This window comes from Microcoleus sp. OTE_8_concoct_300 (assembly GCF_031383065.1).
Classification (GTDB): domain Bacteria; phylum Cyanobacteriota; class Cyanobacteriia; order Cyanobacteriales; family Microcoleaceae; genus Microcoleus.
The window spans coordinates 1-18,115 of sequence record NZ_JANMZH010000445.1 but is presented as its reverse complement, the minus strand read 5'-3'; the positions used below and the strand labels follow the sequence as shown (position 1 = coordinate 18,115).

Annotated in this window: 11 protein-coding genes and 1 pseudogene; 2 read left to right on the top strand and 10 right to left on the bottom strand. The window is 45.5% G+C overall.

The annotated features are described in order from the left end of the window. The first annotated feature begins 887 nt into the window (after positions 1-887). Entirely contained in the window at positions 888-2,723 is a 1,836-nt protein-coding gene (locus tag ACUVJL_RS20290; protein WP_445247483.1) for a beta strand repeat-containing protein, read from the top strand. A gap of 225 nt (positions 2,724-2,948) precedes the next feature. Here ACUVJL_RS20290 and mfd read toward each other — a convergent pair whose 3' ends face one another. Continuing rightward, on the bottom strand, positions 2,949-6,512 hold the full coding sequence (gene mfd, locus ACUVJL_RS20285; protein WP_445247482.1) for a transcription-repair coupling factor: 3,564 nt from the start codon (positions 6,510-6,512) through the stop codon (positions 2,949-2,951). Positions 6,513-6,935: 423 nt separating this feature from the next. Between mfd and ACUVJL_RS20280 the strand changes: the two genes are divergently transcribed. Next, positions 6,936-8,267: a hemolysin family protein gene (locus ACUVJL_RS20280; RefSeq protein ID WP_445247481.1), complete on the top strand. Its 1,332-nt coding sequence runs from the start codon at positions 6,936-6,938 to the stop codon at positions 8,265-8,267. A 198-nt stretch (positions 8,268-8,465) separates the two neighbouring features. Here the strand turns inward: ACUVJL_RS20280 and ACUVJL_RS20275 are convergent, their stop codons facing one another. The 9 genes and pseudogenes from ACUVJL_RS20275 to ACUVJL_RS20235 all read right to left on the bottom strand — a co-directional run. Then, positions 8,466-9,797 carry a hypothetical protein gene (locus tag ACUVJL_RS20275; protein ID WP_445247480.1) on the bottom strand — a complete coding sequence of 444 codons (1,332 nt, stop codon included), beginning with the start codon at positions 9,795-9,797 and terminating at the stop codon, positions 8,466-8,468. 6 nt (positions 9,798-9,803) lie between these two features. Next, positions 9,804-11,129, bottom strand: coding sequence for a hypothetical protein (locus ACUVJL_RS20270; protein WP_445247479.1), 1,326 nt, complete (start codon positions 11,127-11,129; stop codon positions 9,804-9,806). 13 nt (positions 11,130-11,142) lie between these two features. Beyond that, positions 11,143-12,375 carry an SGNH/GDSL hydrolase family protein gene (locus ACUVJL_RS20265; RefSeq protein ID WP_445247478.1) on the bottom strand — a complete coding sequence of 411 codons (1,233 nt, stop codon included), beginning with the start codon at positions 12,373-12,375 and terminating at the stop codon, positions 11,143-11,145. A 4-nt stretch (positions 12,376-12,379) separates the two neighbouring features. Beyond that, on the bottom strand, positions 12,380-12,544 hold the full coding sequence (locus ACUVJL_RS20260) for a DUF5989 family protein (RefSeq protein WP_445247477.1): 165 nt from the start codon (positions 12,542-12,544) through the stop codon (positions 12,380-12,382). After that, positions 12,545-12,952: an SxtJ family membrane protein gene (locus tag ACUVJL_RS20255; RefSeq protein ID WP_445247476.1), complete on the bottom strand. Its 408-nt coding sequence runs from the start codon at positions 12,950-12,952 to the stop codon at positions 12,545-12,547. 93 nt (positions 12,953-13,045) lie between these two features. Beyond that, positions 13,046-15,022 (bottom strand): carbamoyltransferase family protein, encoded by a 1,977-nt coding sequence (locus ACUVJL_RS20250; protein ID WP_445247475.1) that lies wholly within the window; start codon positions 15,020-15,022, stop codon positions 13,046-13,048. Between the two features lie 171 nt (positions 15,023-15,193). After that, positions 15,194-15,679: a hypothetical protein gene (locus ACUVJL_RS20245; RefSeq protein ID WP_445247474.1), complete on the bottom strand. Its 486-nt coding sequence runs from the start codon at positions 15,677-15,679 to the stop codon at positions 15,194-15,196. A gap of 162 nt (positions 15,680-15,841) precedes the next feature. After that, the gene (locus tag ACUVJL_RS20240; protein ID WP_445247473.1) at positions 15,842-16,762 is read right to left on the bottom strand and encodes an NAD(+) kinase; all 921 of its coding nucleotides are present in this window, start codon (positions 16,760-16,762) and stop codon (positions 15,842-15,844) included. A gap of 649 nt (positions 16,763-17,411) precedes the next feature. Then, positions 17,412-18,115 (bottom strand): annotated as a pseudogene (locus tag ACUVJL_RS20235) (hypothetical protein); the annotation flags it as partial.

Below are 18,115 nucleotides of genomic sequence, written 5' to 3'. Positions count from 1 at the left end.
TTGACAAATGGGCATGATATAATTTTGGTATCATTTAATTGTTTTTGGGTAAGAAGCTTTCTTACCCTATCTTTTTTCATGCTATTTGTCTAGAGTGCCCTCCCTGTCTGCTCTTCAGGCGACCTGTCGCCCCGTCAGGGTATCAATTCAAGATTTCCCAATTGCTATAAGCCTAGGGAGAGTGAGTTTTGTAACTTCAAGGCGTTGTTGATTCACGGTATGAATCAACAACGCCTTGAAGTGTTATTTTTTGGTGATCGCACTATAACTTTACCATACCCTAATTCAGCAGAGCCACTTAACGAAGCTGTAGTGGCTAAAAGGTCCTTCTCTGAAAAATCTCAAATCTCCTCACCGCCCTCGGCGCCTCCCTCAAGTCCCAATCCTCGCTACGGATAATAGATAGCTATAGTCAATCCACCCTTACCCAAGAACAGCACCAAGCTCTCATAAAATGGTTGTTTGCGAGGAAAGATGAGTGCTGGGTATTTCGGCAAAGCTCACTTCATTTGGAATGACGGTCCCGACAGGGAACGAGGGATGTTTACCCCGTTGCCACACACATAGCAGGAGGGATGCTCTCTCCCGGCCCGACCTTTGTTCAAATCCCGTTAAATCGCAGCCTCATCAGCCATTACTTCCGATTCAAAACTCTTATTTTTAGCTGAATATGTCATTTTTTATGACACTGTTGAAACGCTCCACTGTCATAATAATAGTCGTCAATTATTTATTGAGGCGAAAAAACCTCTCTCAGCAAGTTTTCTAATCAACATAGTTTGGGGTATGTTAAGAAATCAAACAATACAGAATAAAATCTCGTAAAATCTGATATCTGTATAACAGATAAGATTTTTTCATTTTAATTGTAATACCGAGGCCTTCCTATGACAATCGACATTTCAACTATAACGTTTACTAACGAAGCTGATATTGTCCCTGAGTCTGGCGTGAAGGACATAATAGTCAATACTGGTATCGCTAATACTCTTGCTGGCAACGACACAATCACTGGCCTATACGACTATAACAAGGCCCCCACTGGGATTCCATACGGCATTTTCAACTCCGGCACGTTGAATACGGCCGAGGGTGACGACATAATTACTGGCAGTGGGGTCGAAGTCGGCATTATCAACTCCGGCACGTTGAATACGGCCGAGGGTGACGACATAATTACTGGCTATGGGTTCGGCAACCCCGGCATTGTCAACTCCGGCACGTTGAATACGGCCGAGGGTGACGACATAATTACTGGCGAGAGCTTCAATTATAACGACAGTGGCATTGTCAACTCCGGCACGTTGAATACGGGCGAGGGTAACGACTTAATTACTGCCAACGCGATAGACGGAAAGCACGGAATTGTCAACTCCAGCACGTTGAATACGGGCGAGGGTAACGACATAATTACTGCCTCCGGAGGCGATTACGGCATTCACAACTTCGGCACGTTCAATACCGGTGATGGTGACGACATAATTAGTGCCAGGGGGGGGCTTAATACCTACAATGGGTGGGGGGGAACGGGCATTGTCAACATCGGCACGTTCAGTACGGGCGAGGGTAACGACATAATTGGTGGCGGCGGGGGAGACGGCATTTACAACTTCGGCACGTTCGATACGGGCGAGGGTAACGACACAATTGGTGGCTATGATACGGGGAAGGGAAGCGGCATTTCCAATAGCGGCACGATCAATACCGGTGATGGTGACGACGTAATCGCTGGCGCTGGCTTGTTGGGGGGAATCGGCATCAGTGAGGGTAGCATCCTCGATACTGGAAACGGCAACGACAGAATCAGTGGTTATGGCGGCCTCTACAATCAATCCATCACTTTCAATACTGGTGATGGTAATGACACGATCGAGGGCAGCGGAGATTATGACGGCATCTACAACACAGGATCTCTAAATACCGGCAATGGAAAAGACACAATCATTGCTATAGCTAGTGGCAGTGGTCGATATCCTAGGTCTGGCGGCGCTGGTCTCTCCAACTTTTCCACCATCGATACTGGTGATGGTGAGGACATAATAACTGCCAGTGGTGGCATTCTGAACAACGGTACCATTGATACCGGTGATTGTGACGACATAATAACTGGCATAAGTGAATTTTTTTTCACCTATTCTCCTAATGGTAACGAAATATTCACTCCCAGTGGTGGCATTCAGAACAAGGGTACCATTGATACCGGTGATGGTGACGACATAATAACTGGCAGTGGTGGCTTTTCCGATAATGGTGGCTACATAAGTGGCATTGACAACAAAGGTACCATTGATACTGGTAATGGTAACGACTCTATCATTGCCGAGGGCTTGTTTATCGCTACCGACGGCACCATTAATACTGGTGATGGTAACGACTCTATCACTAGCAGTAAGGGCATCGAAAACCACGGTACCATTAATACTGGTAATGGCGCCGACTTCATCCTAGCCAATGGAGGCTTTTATGGCGTGGGCAGCGTGTTTTTAGGAAATGATGAAGACTATCTCAATGGTTTTGGTACGGGTAATTTTAATGGTGGAGAAAATGAAGACACACTCGAATTAACCTCAGGAAGTTATACCGTTGGAATATCGGGGGCAACGGTGAGCTTTACTTATAGTGGCGTTATTATGTACACTTCCGAGTTTGAAAAACTCATAGCTGGTAGCACAACCTATGACTTTACCAGTTTGATGGACGGTGAGACAATTTTTGTCGCCTAGTAGCCTATTTGAGAAGTATGGGACAGCTAGTCTGGCAGAATTGGAGCTTTAGCTTTGGTGATGGGGTGATGCTTGTTGGTCTATATTTTGGGAGGAAGATACCTCGGTTTCTGCTTACTACAATCGGGCCCACGCAATGAGTCGTAAATTTTTTACCCCACCCCAACCCTCCCCGCGAGTTCGGGGAGGGAGTAAGAAATTCACAAAGGATTTAGGATTGCTATATTAAAATCCAACATTAGCCGACGGCAAAGCGCCCTGCATTTTACCCAGCCAATCAATCAAATTATCCAATTGCTTTTGGGCCGTCAAAACCGCCATACCTCGAATAGTAACCTTCCCCTTGCTGTAGACAAAACGAGAGCGCAAATGGTCGGGCAAATTAGCCTTGAGCAAATTCCAAGCAGGTTCTTCCATAGATGTCTCCAAAACTATGTGCTGCTTATTCTCCGGTTTAATCCGAGAAAAACCGATTTTTTTAGCGATTTGTTTGAGTTCGACAACACGGATAAGTTGCTGGGCTGGAAGAGGAATTGGCCCATAACGATCGCACCAATCAGCCTGAATCTGCTGTAACTCTTCTGAGGTATTAGCATTCGCCACAGACCGATAAGCGCTCATCTTTTGATCCAAATCTGCGATGTAATCAGCAGGAATAAACGCCGTCAAAGTGAGGTCGATTTGCGCGTCCTCCACTTTCGGAATTTCCTGACCCTTAATTTCCCGAATAGCCTCCTCTAACATTTCAGCATACAAATCAAAACCGATCGCCTCCATTTGACCCGACTGTTCAGTACCCAAAACATCACCTGAACCGCGAATTTCCATATCTCGGACAGCCAACTGATAGCCTGAACCCAACTGCGCGAACTCTTGAATTGCCCGCAACCTCTGCCTTGCAGCATCAGACAGCTTGTTCTGCTTCGGATAAAACAGCCAAGCATGAGCTTGAATCCCCGCGCGTCCCACCCGTCCCCGCAACTGGTAAAGCTGACCCAAACCAAACCGCTGCGCGTCTTCAATTAAAATGGTATTGACACGCGGAATATCCAAACCCGACTCAATAATCGTCGTGCACACCAAAATATCGAAATCCGCCGCACTAAAGGTCAGCATAATCGATTCTAATTCCGAAGCCTCCATTTGACCGTGGGCGATCGCAATTCTGGCAGACGGTACCATCTCCTGCAACTGAGCGGCCAACTCATCAATCCCCTCAATCCGCGGCACCACGTAAAAAACCTGACCGCCCCTGTCCAATTCTTGACGAATTGCCGATCGTACCACTTCCGGGTTATAGGGAGCCAAATGCGTCTGAATCGGGCGCCTGGAAGGAGGCGGAGTCGCAATCAAACTCATCTCGCGAATCCCCGACAGGGACATATACAAAGTCCGGGGAATCGGCGTTGCTGTCAGAGTCAGAACATCTACCTCTGTTTTGAGAGCTTTAATCGCTTCCTTTTGCTTAACTCCAAACCGCTGTTCTTCATCCACCACCAACAAGCCCAAATCCCGAAATTTAATCGCTTTGCTCAAAACAGCTTGAGTACCGACAATCACATCTAATTCCCCAGTCGCCAAACGCTTGTGAATCTCCCGGCGCTCGGTTTCAGTGCGAAAGCGATTGAGCAAACCAACTTCGATCGGATAAGGGGAAAAACGCTCCGAGAGCGTGTGATAGTGCTGTTGGGTCAAAATCGTCGTCGGCGCCAGCAAAGCCACCTGCTTGCCCGCCGTAACCGCCTTAAAAATAGCTCTCAGAGCAACTTCTGTCTTGCCAAAACCGACATCGCCGCAGACCAAGCGATCCATCGGTCGATCGCCCTCCATATCGCGTTTCACATCCTGAGTTGCCTTCAACTGATCCGGGGTTGGCTGGTAAGGAAAAGAATCCTCTAATTCTTGTTGCCAAGGCATATCAGGAGGAAAAGCGTAACCTGTTTGTTGCGCTCTTTTCGCATAAAGATTTAACAAATCTACCGCTAATTTCTTAACAGCTTTGCGAACCTTGGTTTTAGTTTTTTCCCAAGTTTGACCTGTCAGCTTATTGAGTTCCGGCACTTTATCGGCTACCGTCCGAAACCTCGACAAAGCCCCCAATTGATCGGCCGCAACTCTCAGGGTACCGTCAGCATATTGAATCAATAAATACTCGCGAGTTTCCCGGTCGATAGTCAAACGTTCTAACTTGATAAATTTTCCCACTCCGTGCTGGCGGTGAACCACATAATCACCAGGGCTTAATTTATTCGGATCTACTTGCTTAGAAGCAGCGCGGCGGCGCTTGCGGACGTAGCTAAAAGTAGCCAAAGAATGTTGACCGTAAAATTCCCGATCTGTAATTAAAACAATCCGAAAAGTCGGCAGAATAAACCCTTCCAATTCTGCCAGCCCGCTGTACTTCAAAGCAACCGGAACGTGCTGCAATTGCAACTTATCGATCGCCAAATAATCGCGCGGATTCACCACAAACTGAGCCGGACAGTCGTGTTCCGAGAGCAAAGAAACAGAACGGCTGGGTTGAGCCGAAACCAGGAAAATAGTAAAACCCCGATCGCGCTCTTCTCTGAGCATTTGAGACAACTTAGCAAATTGGTGAGGCATCACCGGCACCGGCCGAGAAGCCAAATTAATCGCAGACGGTAGCTGGTCGCCCTCGGCAAAGCTTTGAAATTTTTTAGTAGTAGAATCTTCTGCTAATTCTGAAAGTTCTAGTCTGTCGAAACCTGCGACATCTGCCATAGATTCAGCAAAAGTGCGGTGAATTTTCGGAACTTTCAAATTAGAAATTTGCAACTTTTCTGTGACCGCATCCGCAACAACAGATTCCCGATCGCAATTTTTCCACTGTTGCTCTGCATTCTCAAACCAGCGGTCGCTGTGAGCTTCGCACCCTTGCGGTTCGTCAACAACAACTAAAGTATTTTCTGGCAAATAATCTAACAAAGATGCGGGTTTTTCAAACGCTAAACCCAACAGCCGGCGGACAAATTTTTCGGTTTCATTTTCTGTGTCAACCGAGCCTATGTGGTTGATTTCGTCAACCTTTTTTTCCGCTAAAACTGCTTTAATAATTGCGTTAAAATTAGTAGGAGTTAACACCAACCGCTCGACCTTATCAAGCGATCGCTGCGAAGACGGGTCAAACTCCCGAATTTGCTCCAAATCATCCCCAAACCACTCGAGCCGCACTGGCAACTCAGCCGCCACCGGAAATACATCGACAAGATCACCCCGACGGCTCCACTGGCCCTCCATTTCCACCAGAGCCACCCGATCGTAGCCCATGGAAGCAAGTTGGCGGTCTAAAATCTTCGAGTCTTGAACCATACCTCGCTTCAGCGTCAGACAGTAGGGTTCAAAAGCAGCAGGCGGCGGCAAGTGAGACTGGAGAGCTCTTTCGGTAGATACAATCGCGATCGGCTTAGAATTAGCGTTTGTTTCTCGTTTCTCGACCAAATCCGCCAGCACCTGCATTTGCCCCCAAGTCATTTCGCTTTCATCCGAGTAAGAGAGCTCGTAGGGCGAAGCCTCCGAAGTCGGGTAAAAATGCACAGTCTGCCAGCCCATAGCCTCCAGCCCGGCCACCCAGCGGCCGGCTTCTTCTAGAGTTGCCGTCACTACCAGTAAACTGCGCCCTTCTTGCTGTGCGAGGGCGGAAGCTACCAAACCTTTGGGCAAGCGGGCTAAGCCGTTGAGTTGCAAGTAGCGATGGCGCTTGAGCTTGTTGAGGAGTTCTGTTGCTAGGGGCGATCGCCCCAGGGTACGAATTATTGAAGAGAAGGTCATGCGCTTTTAATTTTAATCCCCGATCGGCGAAGGCTCTTTCCCTTTGCCTGTTAAGGAGATTGTACGACAAACATCCATGATTGTGCCGATCGGCTATGGACGCCTTGGAACTTAACTGGCGATAGATTTTTGCTCTAATATCTCGATCCTGCGATCGCGATCGAGCCAGTTCCGTTAATATAGGGCCAGGTTTAGAAAAAATTTCGATTTTGCGATCGAGATTCGCAGATTCCAGACCTCTCCTGTGACTGCACCCAAAGACGGATACAAGCCCCCGACTCAAGTTGTGAAGATCGAAGAATTTTAGACATTAGGGAAATCCCCCAGATACTGGCTGCAGAGTCAATCTAAAATCTAAAATCTAAAATCTAAAATCGACTAACCGGGCAGAGCGCTTCGCCGTTACTACCGAAAATTTTAGAAATGTCCCCAAGTACCGATATTCTGATTGTTCTCCTGCTAATTTTCCTCAATGGCTTGTTTGTGATGTCAGAGATGGCCATCATCTCTGTACGGAAGGTGAGACTGCAACAGATGGCTAACCAAGGTTCAACCAATGCCCGCATAGCCTTGGATCTGGCTAATGCCCCCAATCAGTTCTTACCGACAGTTCAAATCGGGATTACGATGCTGGCCATTCTGTCGGGCGCTTTCGGAGAAACGACGATTTCTAGAAGAGTAGAGCCTTTGTTGAATGTGATTCCTGGCCTCGCGCCCTACTCTAAGACTATCGCCTCAGTAGTAGCAGTTTTAACTATCACTTATCTGACCTTAATTATCGGCGAACTCGTGCCGAAGCGGCTAGCGCTCAACAACCCGGAGCCGATCGCTTCTAGCGTAGCAATTCCCATGCGAATGCTCTCAAAAATTGGCGCTCCTGCGGTTTATCTGTTAAGTTATTCCACTGACTTAGTGATGCGGCTGATGAGGATAGCCCCCTCGACAGAACCGCAAGTTACAGAAGAGGAAATTAAAGTTTTAATCGAGCAAGGAACCGAAGCCGGAACCTTTGAAGAAGCCGAACAAGACATGGTAGAAAGAGTCTTTCGTTTGGGCGATCGGCGAGTCAGCGCCTTAATGACCCCGCGTCCCGATCTTACCTGGCTCGACCTCGACGACTCAGTAGAAGAAAACCGCCAAAAAATGCTCGGCAGCGGTCATTCTCGGTTTCCCGTGTGTCAAGGAGGCCTCGACAACGTGCTCGGTTTAGTACACGTTACAGATATGCTGTCGAGGACTTTAACTGGTCAACCCCTCGATTTAAGCGCTTCTTTACGGCGGCCTTTATTTGTACCGGAAAGCACGCGGGGGTTAAAAGTATTAGAGCTTTTCAAGCAATCTAGCAATCAAATTGCCTTGGTGGTAGACGAATACGGCGTGATTCAAGGATTGGTTACAGTCAACGACATTTTAGTCGAACTTGTTGGCGACTTTCCCTCTATTGAAGATGCTGACGAGCCGGAAGCCGTGCAGCGCGAAGACGGTTCTTGGCTGTTAGACGGAATGCTACCAGTCGAAGATTTTTTTGAGCTGTTTGGCCTCGAAGAAGTATCAGCAGAAAACAAAGGCAGTTACCACACAATGGGCGGTTTTGTGATTACACATTTGGGCAAAATTCCCACAGCAGCCGAGCATTTTGAGTGGAACGGTTTGCGCGTGGAAGTAGTCGATATGGACGGCAACCGAGTTGATAAGATATTGGTAATGCCGATCGACTCAGGGGGCGATCGACCTCAAACCGAACCTAAAACCTAAAAACCATTCGCCACAGTCAATTGTTCTCATCAGCCCAGTAGGGGCGGGTTTCACCAACAATCTCGTCAAGAATTCACAAGAGCGATAAACCCGCACCCGCCCCACGGTAAATTGGAATGTACATTTCGATTTACCGTAGGTGGGGGCGGGTTTTTAAGATTTTTTGTTTGAGTCGTTGATGGTTGGTGGAATCCGCCCCTACTTCTTGTTTTTTCTTTCATCCTTCCGCAAAGATTCCAGAATAGAACTGCCCACATAATTACTAAAAACCACCTCTCCAGCTTGATTGTAGTGGCAGCAGCTATCTACATAAACAGCCTCTTTAGTCTTGTCAAATACATTTACAGCATTCAATATATTAATATTATTTTTTTCCAAATTCGGAAACTTTTTGAAAAGAGCAGGATATCCAATTTGTACAGATTTAGCATAAGGAGTCTCTTTGTTAAAAGCAATCTGCTTTTCTGCTTCACCAAACACCCTTTTCGTCTGATAATATTGATTAGGCTGAAGAATATGAAAATAAGGCACATTACTAGCTGACAGAACTTTGTGCATAAAAATAGAACTTTTTGCCCAATTCCCTGCCATTTTGTTAAAAGCTACTGAATCAGGTAAAATCGACTTATTAGTATTGATATAAATAACGCTCGCACTGCCATCTTTTTCTTGTTTAATCCGTTCTTCTTCAAACTTAAAAACATCGGTTTTATAGTTATTTACTAGCTGTTGAACGTAAACAGAAGTCAAAGCATTGCACGCAGCTAAAGAGCAGTTTTGCAAACTTGACAAACCCTGATTAATCCTAGTTTTATTTTCTTGAATTCTGAGAGTTGCTTCCATAGCCTTAGTAGAAAGGCTATTATTCGCGAAGTTAGCCAGCGGCCAAATATGCTGAATGCTTGGCATCGCCAAATCGACTTGATTTTTATTGTTTAAATTAGAAAGTGCTACTTCATTAAAACCATCTATATTGACGACCATATCTAATTCTTGACCTAAAGCCAAAAAGTAGTTTAAAATTAATAATTGCTGCGGCTGTTTGTAGCCTCCCGTTGCAAAAGACAAAATTACAAATTCTTTATCTTTTAAACCCGGCAACTGTTTGAGGTATTTAGGTAAAATTTGATTCTGAACTTGAAATATTGCATAATCGGAAGCCACAGAACCCCCAAAAACTCCGATAAAAAACTGATTATTTTTAGTTTTTTTTAGAGGGTAATCGTAAGGAGAAATAAACCCATAATTATTGACTTTAAAACCAGGTCGAAAATCGGGGCTAGGTTTTTGAATAAACCCAAAAAAAGGATGAAATCTTTCAACAATAGACTGATTCAGCCGCACTCCTTCTAAATTAATTCCTAAATCCGACTTATTTTGCACCTTTTCTCTAGTATAGAAAAATTGCTTGTGCTTGACAAAATACCATCCCAAGGAACCGAGTTCCAGGAAAACCAGTAAAAGCGCTAAGTTAATCAAAGCAATTTTTATAAATTCTTGTCCTTTTTTGAGGAATTTAAAATCTTTCATAAACCTCTATTTCGACTCCCTGACTACTTTAATAATAGAACTGGAAACATAATTTGCCAATACTTCTTCTCCCACTGAATTATAGTGGCAGCAGGCATCTTTGTAAACCGTCTCTTTGGTATTGTCTAAAATATTCACTGCGTTAAAAACATTAACCCGAGCTTTTTGCAAATCATCGACTTTGGACAAAAGCACCGGATAACCTTTTTTCACCCCTTCAATGTAAGGACTCTTCTTGTCAATCGCGATTTCCTTTTCCTTGGCGGTAAACGCTCGCTTAGTAGGATAATACTGGTTGGGCTGAATAAAGTGAAAATACTTAATCTTTCTACTTGATAAAATTTGATTCATCCCGATCGACGATTTGTACCACATCGAGGCCATTTTGTCAAAAGCTGCGGCATCCTCGAAAACAGAGTCAGCTTTGGGAATGTACACTATACTGCTATTTGCCGTGTCTAAGTGGGATTGTTTGACTTGTGAATCGTACTTGACAACTGCTTGCTGGTAATTTTTGACTAATTGTTGCACCTGTAGCGAGGTAACAGCGTGACACAAAGCAAGCTGACAAGTTTGCAATTTGTCAATACCTGCTTTCAAGTGTTTTTTGGTTTCGTTAATTTCCACGATCGAACTCATCGCTTCCGGCGGCAAGTTGTTGTTGGCTAAACCCGTCAGAGGCAGTATGTGCTGAACGCTGGGCATTCCTATTTCTACTTCTGCTTTGTTATTTAAATTTGACAGTGCTACTTCGTTAAAACCGTCAATATTGATGACTAAATCTAACTCTTGACCCAAAGCCAGAAAGTAATTTAAAATTAATAATTGTTGCGGCTGTTTGTAGCCGCCATTGCCAAAATTTAACACCACAATTTCGCGATCGGCAAATTCTGGATAAATCTGCAATTTTTTAGACAAGATTTTATTCTTATATTCCTCTACTGCAAAATTGTTGGCAACGGAACCGCCAAAAACTCCGATAATCAATTGTTTTTTATTGGTTTTGACAAAGGGATAGTCGTAGAGGGAAAAAAAGCCGTGTTTGTTGACTTTTAAATTTAATTTTTTATTGGTAAAAGCACCGGGTTTCATCACGTAGCCAAAAAACGGGTGTAGTCTTTCTACGATTGATTCATCTACTCTAATTCCCAGCCGTTCAATATCTTCTACTACTTGTTCTTTACCTTTAGTTCTGGTATAAAAAAACTGCTTTTGTTTTATAAAATAAAAAGCTAGGGATAAAGCTTCCAGACAAATAAAGGCGATCGCCAAATTAACGGCGATTAGAATTAATATATTTTTGCCTTTTTCGAGCGCCGTTGAATCTTTCATGAAATTTGACTGATTACGGTTGTTTTTTGGGGACTTGAGACTGCTGCAAATTTTGGCACAAATTTCGGTTAATCAGGATACTGGCCAGCCGGTGTCCGAGTTCATTCCAGTGACCCGCACAGGGTACATAATTCTCAAAACCGTGGGCGCAGACTTGATATTTTTCAGTGTAACCTTGGAACTGTTCGGATAAATTCAGTACCCGAAAACCCTCGCGCGCGCCCAATTTTTCCAGCCGCCTCTCGGGATAAAACAAATCCTGAATGTTGTTTTTTGTCATAAAATCTTTTCGCTTCTGGGCTTCCGGTCTAACTTGTATCGGATCGCTGATCGTCACAACCAAGAAATCAGCATTTTTCTGCACGACTTCATTCCGCATCGTCACAATCAAACCTTCTGTCACCCTCCAAGCCTCTTGCCAAGCTGCATCCTGAGGTTCCTGGAGGTTTTGGGTACTTAAATTGGTAAAATCCTCCGATAACTCGCGCTTTTTTCTATCTAAGTCTACTTTTTTAATGACCTGCAAAATGCGCGAATTGTTGACGATCCAACTGGGCATTCGGTCTACGAAGGAAACTGCTCTTTCGTTGCGGTCGATCGGCGCCAGATTGCGAAAAGACATATCGGGTACTAACTTGCCGCTAGCATCATAAGCAAAAAATGGTCGGTAGCGCTCGTATTCCAGTTTCGGAGAATTATTTATCACATCATTGCCAATAAAAAAAGCAAGAATTACAATATCAGGACTGTAATCCCACACTTTTTGTCGCAGCATTATCAATTCTTGAGCAGTACCGTAACCCTGCACGCCGAAATTGATGACTTCAACATTTTTGCGTCCCTTAATGGCCTCGCAGTTGCCTAACTTTCGTTCCAATTTCGACCAGAAAGTTTGTTCGACAGGTACGTGAATTGCTTCGGTAAAAGAATCGCCCAAAACCGCGACGCGCAAAGTATTTGGAGGTTTGGTTTTTGTATGTTCACGATCGCGCAAACCCTCGCTATTAACTTGCACAAAACTCGCACCTTCCCCATTCCACTCCCCCGACGCACCCGGTTTCAGCTTCCAGCCCAAATTCGGATCGGAAGTGTGGAAACGAGTTGGCGCCGAGTCTACGAAATCTCCTATTTTTGGATAGCCTTCAATCTTCGCCACCCCCAATCCAATTTCACCAATTACCACCCCCATAAATAAACCGCCGAGTGTCAAACCTAAATTGACACCCAAATTTTTTAACTTGCTCATTCTTTCAAAACAGGGTGTAAATAAACGGAGCAATCACAGAACCCTGACTCAATACAATCAAAGCTCCCAACAAGACTAAAGTCACAATTAACGGCAGCAGCCAATACTTTTTGCGTTCTTTCATAAACGCCCATAAATCTTTGAGAAAATCTAAAGTTGCTTCAAACACTTAAAAAGGACGCTCCATACTAACTTTTGTTCTTGCTTTACTTGGGACGCGGTAAGTATCCATTTTAGGATTGAGTTTTCGGCGCATTGCATCTTCGCCGAAAATGTTTTTGAGCACTCCCATCGGCCAAACTATCAGGTAAAAAACTATCCCTAGGACAATCGGCGTTTGGATTTTGTGGAGGATGAGTCCAAAGCGCATCCACGCGTGATAAACGGGATTCAGCAATTTCGGTGCAACCAATCCTAGCACGATTAGCACGGAGCCGACTGCCCAGGGCTGCCAAGGTAGAGAATGCCGCCGCAGTAAAGGTACTGCTAAACCGAAGATCACTGCAATCAAGCTCCCAATTAGCAGCCCGAAATCGCGCAAGCCTTTTTTATCGAGTTTTTTAATTTCGTCGCTCATTAGAAATGGGGAATGGGGAATGGGGAATAGGAAATTAGTTATTATTTATTCATACCAACAAATAACTAATAACTAATAACTAATGACTCATGACTAATCTAGTTCAAATTCGTTTTTCCAAGCATCATCTTGTTTCCAAGGAATTTGTTCGGACTTGGGAAGCAAGTAATTTTCCAATACTAGATAGTCCATTTCAGTTCGCATGAAACAGCGGTAAGCATCCTCGGGGGTGCAAACAATGGGTTCGCCTCGCACGTTGAAAGAAGTATTTACGAGAATCGAACAGCCCGATCGCGCTTCAAAATGGCTGATTAAGTCATAGTACCGAGGATTGGTTTCTTTGTGAACAGTTTGGATGCGAGCCGAGTAATCGACGTGGGTGACAGCCGGAATCTCGGACCGGGGAATGTTGAGCTTTTCAATGCCAAACAACTGCTCTTGTTCCGCAGTCATGGGAATGCGGAGACTGGCTTTGACAGGTGCTACTAATAGCATATAAGGGCTGGAATGGTCAATCTCGAAATAATCCGCAACTCGTTCGGCTAATATTGACGGCGCAAAAGGTCGAAATGATTCCCGATATTTAATTTTCAGGTTCATCACCGACTGCATTTTAGCACTGCGGGGATCGCCCACGATCGATCGACCGCCCAGAGCCCGCGGTCCAAATTCCATCCGCCCTTGGAACCATCCCACCACATTTCCCTGTTCCAAAATTTCCGCCAACTTTGGCATTAATTCGGCATCGTCCAATCGGTGATAGCTGGCTTGGACAGCATCCAAATATTCGAGAATTTCTGCGTCAGTAAACTGCGGTCCCAAATAAGAGCCCCGCATTTGGTCGTGACAAGTTAAATGAGCAACCGACTTCGCCACAGTTGCCACCGCTTGGTTTGCTGTGAGGACTTCAGTCCTCTCCTCAACCGCTGCGTTTGTAGTGATAAGTTCACTCTTGAGGGATTCTCTACTATTTGCTGTCGAGTTCGCGCTCACAGTGCGAGTTTGTTCGCAATACTGATACCAAATCGCCAAAGCCGCGCCCAAAGCACCGCCAGCATCTCCCGCCGCCGGCTGAATCCAAATATCTTTGAAAATACCTTCCCGCAAGAGTCTGCCGTTAGCAACGCAGTTGAGAGCAACGCCACCGGCAAGACAAAGATAATCGACATCCAATTCTTTTTTAACTGTTCTGCAAAGCCGCAAAACCACTTCTTCGGTAACAACTTGAATGGAAGCGGCAATGTCCATTTCCCGTTGAGTCAATTTTCCTTCGGCTTGGCGTGGCGGCCCTTCAAACAGTTGGTCAAACTTCTTGTTGGTCATGGTTAAGCCAACAGTATAGTTGAAATAATCCATGTTCAAACGGAAAGTTCCGTCATCTTTGAGGTCGATTAAATGGTTGAGAATCTTGTCTACATACTTGGGTTCGCCGTAGGGAGCTAAACCCATGAGTTTGTATTCGCCAGAGTTGACTTTGAAGCCAGTGTAGTAGGTAAAAGCTGAATAAAGCAAACCCAAGGAGTGGGGAAAATCGATTTCCCACTGAGGTGTAAGTTGGTTCCCGTCTCCCAACCAAACCGAGGTTGTTGCCCACTCGCCCACGCCGTCGAGGCACAAAACGGCTGCTTTTTGAAACGGGCTGGGGAAAAATGCCGATGCTGCGTGGGATTGGTGGTGTTCGGTAAATAGCAGAGATGGCAGTTTATTCGTTTTGCAGTTTGCTATTTCTGCGAGATCTCTTTTGAGCATGGTTTTGAGGTAAAGCTTTTCTTTGAGCCATATCGGCATGGCTGCTAGGAAAGAGCGAAAACCTTGGGGTGCGTAGGCTAAATAGGTTTCTAGAAGGCGCTCGAATTTGACTAAAGGTTTGTCGTAAAAGACTATTTGATCGAGTTCTCGCAAATCTATGTTTGCTTCTTTCAGGCAATAAGCAATCGCATTCTTAGGGAATCTGGCGTCATGCTTTTTGCGGGAAAATCTTTCTTCCTGCGCTGCTGCTATAATTTCTCCGTCGCGAATTAAGGCTGCGGCGCTGTCGTGATAGTACGCCGAGATTCCAAGTATGTTCATCGCTCTCCTCACAAATCGCAATGGGTTTGCTTTTGACTATTTAGAATAGCTAACGATTATACCTGCTTAAGTGCTGATTGGGAATTGAGTTTTGCGATCGCCTCTAATTTTACCTGGATCGATGCGGGTGCGCGGCCAATTCGGGCGATCGGCTGTTTGAGAGCATTTAAGCTAGCGCCGGCGAATCCTGCGCCCCCAAGCTCTGAAGTAAGTGAGCAGCGGGAATTGATAAAATTCACCTACCAACCACAGCACAATGCCTAAATGGGACAAAAAAGCTAAGCCTGTCCAAGCGGCGGGCAGCCACGACAACCGGCTACCGGGAACCGGGGGAAAATAGTAAGCTGAAAGTCCCAGCAAGGTAGTGGGCAGGAAAATTAGACCAAGAGCCACTGCCAAGTAGGGCCATCCGAATTCTACGCCTTCGAGGTGCGCTCCTATCCACTTTTTGCCGTTCCAGTGCCAAGTTACAGGCGGTTGGCGATCGGCCATTTCGAGCGATTGTCTTTCAACGCTTGCGGTAAAAATGTGCTGGCAGAAGTTGCAAGCTAGGGCGTCCATCAGCGCTAGGGTGGAAATTTGACCAGTGCGGCACACGGGACAGGGATATGTATCTTGAGGGTTGAAAGGTCGGGTTGATTTTTTGAAAGTATGCATTGATCAGGCTGTTTGTCAAGATATTGAGCGATCTTAACAAAGTACAGAGATTATGGGGTTGGCTGATGGCAGTTTTTGTATCTAGATTGTTGGTGATTTAACAGGTTTTTTCACGCTTACCTGTCCCAGGGGTTAATGCAGTTTCACGGTGGATGATTCGGATTAATTGCGGTGATTGTTGCTGTACCTAATTCTGGCTCCTGCCCAGTGAAGTTTTTCCCTCAAGGTGGCGTAATAAGAATAGTTTTGCCGCAAAATAATAAACTTGGCTTCGCAGTCTGCCCTCCGCACGTCTACGCGCTGTCCTGGCCAAATTGCAGTACCCAAAATGCCGTCTGTCCAGAGTTTTGTACTGAGTTCGTAATCTGCTAAAGGCCAAATGCTGACGACTGAACCGGGCGGGAGTACGATCGCCCGACTGGATAAACTCAAAGGGCAAATCGGAGTAACGGCGATCGCGTCCATTCCCGAGTGCATAATCGGCCCGTTGGCAGATGCGGTGTAGCAAGTCGAACCGGTGGGAGTTGCCACAATTAAACCGTCGCCTTGATATTGATCAACTACTTCGCCGTCAACTTCCATTTCTAGAATACAGCTCGGCATTCGATCGGCTGAAGCAGGTTTGACACACATTTCATTGAGTGCCAAAAATCGATCGCTTTGGGGTTCGAGATTGCTTCTGTTTCCATCAAAAATCGCCGCCTGCAACATCATCCGCTTCTGCACGGCATACCTGTCTTCCGAAAGTCTGTCCCAAATCTCCTCAGTATTTTGGAAATCCTCAAAAGACTCGGTTAAGAAACCCAGATGTCCCCCCACATTCGCTGCCAAAATCGGGATGTCGTCAGCAGCCAAATTCCGCGCCGCAGCTAGGGCCGTACCGTCCCCGCCCAGCACCACGGCTAAATCAATGGGGCTGTTACTAGAAGCTAAAAACACCGGATACGGGTTATCTTTCGGGCCACTCGGGCCCATTAAAACGTGACACCCGCGACTTTCTAATTGGCGGGCACACTGTTCTGCCCACCGCTGGCTGAGGGTATCTCTGGCTTTGTGGGCAATAATTACTTGTTTTAGTTGCACAACCTATCGATTTTAGATTTTAGATTTGGGATTTTTGATTGTTAGATTATTAGATTTTAGACTGAATCGCCACGAACGGGACGATCTATCGATTTTAGATTTTAGATTTTAGATTTTAGATTGTTAGATTTTAGACAGAAGCGCCACGAGCGGGACGATCTATCGATTTTAGATTTTAGATTTTAGATTTGAGATTTTTAGATGATTAGATTTTAGACTGAAGTGCCACGAACGGGACGATCTATCGATTTTAGATTTTAGATTTTAGATTTTAGATTTTAGACTGAATTGCCGCGAGCACGACGATCTATCGATTTTAGATTTTAGATTTGAGGTTTGAGATTTGAGATTGTTAGATTTTAGACTGAATTGCCGCGAGCACGACGATCTATCGATTTTAGATTTTAGATTTGAGGTTTGAGATTTGAGATTATTAGATTTTAGGCTGAATTGCCGCCAGCACGACGATCGCACTGCACTCGGAAAATTATTATTCCGATGCCAGAGAAAATCTCCCCTCCGAGACTCTCCCTCTGGTTTATAGCAGTTGCAAAAAGTAATCCAATTTTGGGAAAGCTCGCCTCCATTATCTCATCTTTAATTCCCAATTCTAGAATCTAAAATCTAAAATCTAAAATCTAAAATGGTATTACCCCTCGGTGCGCCTGGATTTGGGCCGTGGCCAGACAATGCTGGAATCTGTTGCGAGTAGGCGAGAAACTGCCATCGCCCCAAAGCGGTTGAGGTGGCTGGGGTCAAAAAAATAGTCGTTGCGGCCGGGCCACCGCTGCGACAAGTCGCGGAAAGCGAAGCCTTTTTGTTGCGAGAGTTGCTGCATTCGCTGCCGGAACTGCTGTTCTGCCCACAGGCGAGTTCCGTCTAAGTAGTCGTCGGTGAGGGGCAAATTGACGAAAATCAGAGGAATTTTGCGAGCTTTGGTAAATGCTACAACTGAATTAAAGGCTGTTGCTTGTTTGCCTCCGAGGTTGAAGTCTTTGTAGTCGCGATCGTACTGGCCTGAAACGTAAGGGCGTTCTTGATAATAAGTGTTGGGATTGTACCTGCCTGACATAGGCATGAATCCGTTGGAGTCGATCGAATCTGCCAATTGGTTGACTTGTCTGATGGCTACTGTTGTCGGCCCCGAGACTCGAATCAATTGTGCTTGAGGGGTTGCTACATCCGCTGCGATTGGTTTTAACTCATATCTTGCAGCATTCTCAGCAACGGGCAAGATGCCCGTTCCACTTGAGTGGAATTTGATTGTGGGGTGGGTGTCAGCAACGGGCAAGATGCCCGTTCCACTTGAGTGGAATTTGATTGTGGGGTGGGTGTCAGCAACGGGCAAGATGC

Excerpts from the sequence above, each read along its gene's own strand:
- ACUVJL_RS20290 (WP_445247483.1), top strand. The coding sequence starts at position 888 with ATGACAATCGACATTTCAACTATAACGTTTACTAACGAAGCTGATATT.
- ACUVJL_RS20275 (WP_445247480.1), bottom strand. The coding sequence starts at position 9,797 with ATGAAAGATTTTAAATTCCTCAAAAAAGGACAAGAATTTATAAAAATT.
- mfd (WP_445247482.1), bottom strand. The coding sequence starts at position 6,512 with ATGACCTTCTCTTCAATAATTCGTACCCTGGGGCGATCGCCCCTAGCA.
- ACUVJL_RS20265 (WP_445247478.1), bottom strand. The coding sequence starts at position 12,375 with ATGAGCAAGTTAAAAAATTTGGGTGTCAATTTAGGTTTGACACTCGGC.
- ACUVJL_RS20250 (WP_445247475.1), bottom strand. The coding sequence starts at position 15,022 with ATGAACATACTTGGAATCTCGGCGTACTATCACGACAGCGCCGCAGCC.
- ACUVJL_RS20255 (WP_445247476.1), bottom strand. The coding sequence starts at position 12,952 with ATGAGCGACGAAATTAAAAAACTCGATAAAAAAGGCTTGCGCGATTTC.
- ACUVJL_RS20245 (WP_445247474.1), bottom strand. The coding sequence starts at position 15,679 with ATGCATACTTTCAAAAAATCAACCCGACCTTTCAACCCTCAAGATACA.
- ACUVJL_RS20270 (WP_445247479.1), bottom strand. The coding sequence starts at position 11,129 with ATGAAAGATTCAACGGCGCTCGAAAAAGGCAAAAATATATTAATTCTA.
- ACUVJL_RS20280 (WP_445247481.1), top strand. The coding sequence starts at position 6,936 with ATGTCCCCAAGTACCGATATTCTGATTGTTCTCCTGCTAATTTTCCTC.